This is a genomic window from Promineifilum sp. (SeqCode) (genome assembly GCF_041918635.1).
In the GTDB taxonomy this organism is placed as follows: domain Bacteria; phylum Chloroflexota; class Anaerolineae; order Promineifilales; family Promineifilaceae; genus Promineifilum.
This window is the reverse complement of the sequence record NZ_JAYRVJ010000526.1, coordinates 1-3539: the sequence shown is the minus strand read 5'-3', so window position 1 is coordinate 3539 and position 3539 is coordinate 1. Positions and strand designations below refer to the sequence as shown.

Genomic DNA, 3539 nt, shown 5'->3' with positions numbered 1-3539 from the left:
GCGCGGCGCAGCGATGGCCTGTTGCAGCCAGGAGAGGGCTTCTTCCGGCCGGTGCATCTCGAGCAGGTAGGCGCCGATGTCGTTATAGGGGTTGCCAAAGGTCGGGTCGAGGGCGATGGCCTTCTCGCACTCGGCGATGGCTTCCTCCGTGCGATCCATCATGTTGTAGGCCCAGCCCAGGAAGGTGTGGGCCTCGGCCGTCGGGTAGACGGCGATGGAGCGCCGGTAGAGGGCGATGGCGTCGCCCAACTCGCCCTGCATCTGGTGCCGGTAGGCGCGATCGATCAAAATCTGCGCTTGCTCGCGCATGATGTCTTGTTCTTCCATGATGAGGGATAGTGTAACATCTGGCGGTGGGCGGTGTCCAGTGGTCGTGGACAGTTCTCAGCCGCCGTGGCGCACCCGAAGCGGGGTGCTGCCCCTGTCCCCGATCACTCCCAGCGCCCGGCTTCCCCGTTCTGGTCATGGTACGCTGTCGGCGATAGCGAGCGGTCGGACGACCACGGCGCGTAGGGGGCCATCGTCAGCGCGGCCAGCGAGACAAGCTCTCTATCATAGTTGACGCGCCAGCCGGCATAGTCGCGCCACGTCTGGTCGCGGTCAGGGCAGAGCGGCACACCCTGGGTTTCCAGATAGGCGCAAACGTCATTGTACTCCTCGCGTGTGATGGTAATTGGGTCGGTAGGGGTGGGAACATCGTTGTAGGGGGCCTCGAAAAAAATGGCGATCTGGCGCAGGGCCAGGTAACCGCTGCGGATGCAGAACGCGGCGCGCGGCTCCCTGGGAATTTCAACTGTGGACAGCAGCAGCGACGCGGCATCAAGCACGACCCCGGCGGCCGTCACCCACGACAACTCCGGCCGTGGCGAGCGGAAGAAGGCCAGCGCCGGCAGTGAGGTATGGCTTTCCTCGAGTTCGGCGAACCACACTTGCCAGTCGCTCCAGAACTCGCGCAGTTCGGTCAACTCGCCGTTGCGGTGGGAGCGGGCGATAAGCTCCCAAGAAGAGGGGGGCGTGCCAGCGCGCACTTCCAGCAGTTGCACCTGCGTCTCGCGGCGGGTGAAAGCGTTGTAGATGGTCGGCAGGTAGGCAATGAGCAAGGCCACCAGGATCATCCCCAACAGCGCCTCGCTAAACTCGAAGACCATGAGCAGCGGGTCGTCGTTGGTGAAGCTGCCCAGGGTGAACAGCGCCGAGCCGCTGAGCTTAAAGGATTCAATGAACGACAAAGGGCTTAACGCCCAATAAATGGCCATAAAGCCGAGCATGACCAGCCCCATGAGCACAACCGGCATGAAGAATAGAGCGATGGGGGCATAGAGGGCCATCACCCGATCGCGCTCGGCATAGCTTTCGGCCCGAACGGCGCGGAGGTTGAACAGCCGCCGCACGTTCAGAAAGACCAAGCGGAAAAGCAATACCTGGGCCGGGCGCGGCAGGACGAAGGTGCGGATGCCGGAGAGCACCGTGTAGACGACGAGGTACGCCCCGGCGAGGAAGGCGACGACGCGCAAAACGATGTAAACAGGATCGGTGGTATCCATTTCCATACTCTGCGAACGCCCTGTTGGCGCGCCCCTGAGTCTAAGCTAGAATGCGGCGCGTGACGAGTTACGAACGACGAACGACGAGCGACGAGTTCCGGGGCGCTTTTCTCCCCTGCTCCCCTGCGCCCCGCTCCCCTGCTCTCTCCCCTGACCACACATGAACTACGAAGACTACCGCCACATCCTCTTCGAGCGTCGCGAGCCGCACATCCTCTGGCTGACGCTCAACCGGCCGGAAGTGCTCAATGCCGCCGACGCCCGGCTGCACACAGAACTGGTCGAGGTCTGGAACACGGTTGACCGCGACCCTGAGGCGCACGTGGTTGTCGTCACCGGGGCGGGGCGGGCCTTCTCGGCCGGCGGCGACCTGGGGATGGTGGAGCGGGCGTACCGCGACCCGGAGGAGGTCGGCCGCATCCTGGATGAGGCCCGTGACCTGGTCTACAACATCCTGCGCTGCAACAAGCCCATCATTTCGGCCATCAACGGCCCGGCGGTGGGGGCGGGGCTGGTGGTGGCCCTGCTGGCCGACATCAGCATCGCCGCGGAGAGCGCGCGGTTGGCCGACGGCCACGTGCGCATGGGCGTGGCCGCCGGCGACCACGCGGCCATCGTCTGGCCGCTGCTGGTGGGCATGGCCAAGGCCAAGTACTACCTGATGACCTCCGAGTTTGTGGACGGCCGCGAGGCGGAGCGCATCGGTCTGGTCAGCCTGTGCGTGCCGGACGGCGAACTGCTCGACCGGGCGATGGCCGTGGCCGTCAAGCTGGCGACCGGCCCGCGCCACGCCATCCGCTACACCAAGCGGGCGCTTAACCAGTGGCTCCTGCAGGCCGGGCCTATCTTCGATCACTCATTGGCGCTGGAGATGTTGGGGTTCTTCCACGAGGATATGCGGGCGGGGGTGGAGGGGTTGCGGGAGAAGCGGGCGGGGAAGTATCCGTCGAGTGAGTAGAATCGGGGACTGAGAGCTTTGAGAAATGGCTACGGATCGCGACGGAAGAAGGCGGATTGACGAGAATGTCATATGGATCGCCGATTTGAGCGCTTCCACGTTGCTGCTATTTCGTGATCAGCGGTTCAGAGGATACTGCATTCTGAGCTTTGCCCTGCGACGCGTCACCAGCTTGGAGTCGCTTTCCGACGAAGAGTACCAGGCTTTCTTTCTTGATCTGCGGATGGCTTCGCGGGCGATTCGGGCCGCCTTGAATCCGGATCACATGAATTACGAATTACTCGGCAACAGCGATCCGCACCTGCACTGGCACATCATCCCCCGCTACAAGACCGATCCGAGATGGGGTCAACCTATTTGGGAAGGCTGGCCGCGCAACGAATTCAACGCGAATAGATGCTCGCTGTCAGAAGTAGAGTATGCCACTATGATGAGTGAGATCCGAGCGCATTTACTACTTTGAATCATGAACTAGCACTTCCAGCTAATGGTACACTAAGACGTATGAGACTACATGTGTGGGAACAAGAGGTGAGTGATGTCAACGGTAGGTATCCGCGAACTGAAAACGAATACCAGCGAAATCGTACGCCGCGTGCGTGAATTGGGTGAGGTGGTAGATATCACCCATCGTGGCGAAGTTGTGGCTCGGCTGATACCCGCTCGGCCAATTCTTGCCCCAGCCGACGAATTATCCGCCTTATGGGCTGATATGGATCGGCTGGCGGAGGAAATCACAACGCATTGGACCGGAAGCCGTAGCGCTGTAGAAGCTGTGCGTGAAGGCAGGCGCGAGCTATGACGGTAACGGACGCAAGTTTGTGGGTTAGTCGGTTTCTTGTCGACGATATATTCCATGCAACCAGCCAGTTGTGGCTGGAGAAAACTGCCGGTGCGGGCCTGCCCCTTGTTGCGCCGACCAGTATGTTTGCAGAGGTGGCCGGCGCTGTTGCTCACCGTACTGGTAGTTCGCAACTTGGTTACCACGCTGTACAAAGTATCCAGCAAGTTCCCACTCTACAACTGGTAGCTGTTAG

6 protein-coding genes are annotated in these 3539 nt (G+C 61.5%); 4 read left to right on the top strand and 2 right to left on the bottom strand.

Going from position 1 to position 3539, the window contains the following annotated elements; all coding sequences use genetic code 11:
* Both ACE3UY_RS15750 and ACE3UY_RS15745 read right to left on the bottom strand, forming a co-directional pair.
* Positions 1 to 309 (bottom strand): tetratricopeptide repeat protein (locus tag ACE3UY_RS15750; RefSeq protein ID WP_374688451.1); only part of this gene is annotated, 309 nt, incomplete at its 3' end.
* A gap of 122 nt (positions 310 to 431) precedes the next feature.
* On the bottom strand, positions 432 to 1544 hold the full coding sequence (locus ACE3UY_RS15745; protein WP_374688450.1) for a hypothetical protein: 1113 nt from the start codon (positions 1542 to 1544) through the stop codon (positions 432 to 434).
* Positions 1545 to 1704: 160 nt separating this feature from the next.
* On the opposite strand from ACE3UY_RS15745, the gene ACE3UY_RS15740 reads away from it, so the two are divergent.
* The 4 genes from ACE3UY_RS15740 to ACE3UY_RS15725 form a co-directional block, all read left to right on the top strand.
* The gene (locus tag ACE3UY_RS15740; protein ID WP_374688449.1) at positions 1705 to 2502 is read left to right on the top strand and encodes an enoyl-CoA hydratase/isomerase family protein; all 798 of its coding nucleotides are present in this window, start codon (positions 1705 to 1707) and stop codon (positions 2500 to 2502) included.
* Between the two features lie 25 nt (positions 2503 to 2527).
* Positions 2528 to 2965 (top strand): HIT family protein, encoded by a 438-nt coding sequence (locus ACE3UY_RS15735; RefSeq protein WP_374688448.1) that lies wholly within the window; start codon positions 2528 to 2530, stop codon positions 2963 to 2965.
* Between the two features lie 75 nt (positions 2966 to 3040).
* Positions 3041 to 3304 carry a type II toxin-antitoxin system Phd/YefM family antitoxin gene (locus ACE3UY_RS15730; protein WP_374688447.1) on the top strand — a complete coding sequence of 88 codons (264 nt, stop codon included), beginning with the start codon at positions 3041 to 3043 and terminating at the stop codon, positions 3302 to 3304.
* Positions 3301 to 3539: hypothetical protein (locus ACE3UY_RS15725; protein ID WP_374688446.1), on the top strand; the 239-nt coding region annotated here is incomplete at its 3' end. The genes ACE3UY_RS15730 and ACE3UY_RS15725, both read left to right, overlap by 4 nt.